1 protein-coding gene is annotated in these 343 nt (G+C 71.7%); it reads right to left on the bottom strand.

Annotated elements, in window-relative coordinates; all coding sequences use genetic code 11:
- On the bottom strand, positions 1-343 hold a 343-nt coding region (locus JMF97_RS31645), incomplete at both ends, for a P-type ATPase actuator domain-containing protein (protein ID WP_498043327.1).

Here is a 343-nt window from a genome sequence, read left to right on the forward strand (position 1 = left end):
CAGCTCGGTACGCATCCCGGTCGCGTAGATCATCCCGCGTGCCTCGTCCGACAGGCAGGACGTACCGCTGAACACCAGGTTGCCGGCCTGCAACCCGCCCTGCACGCCCTGGTGCAGGGCGTGGGCGGTGGCGGCCTGCGCTACGCCGTCACCCTCGACCGGATCCTGCGCAGCTGCCCGCCGACCGACCCGCTGGGACAGAGCGGCGATCCGGCCCAGCTCGGTACGCATCCCGGTCGCGTAGATCATCCCGCGTGCCTCGTCCGACAGGCAGGACGTACCGCTGAACACCAGGTTGCCGGCCTGCAACCCGCCCTGCACGCCCTGGTGCAGGGCGTGGGCG

This window comes from Micromonospora fiedleri, from assembly GCF_016774385.1.
GTDB classification, from domain to species: domain Bacteria; phylum Actinomycetota; class Actinomycetes; order Mycobacteriales; family Micromonosporaceae; genus Micromonospora; species Micromonospora gifhornensis.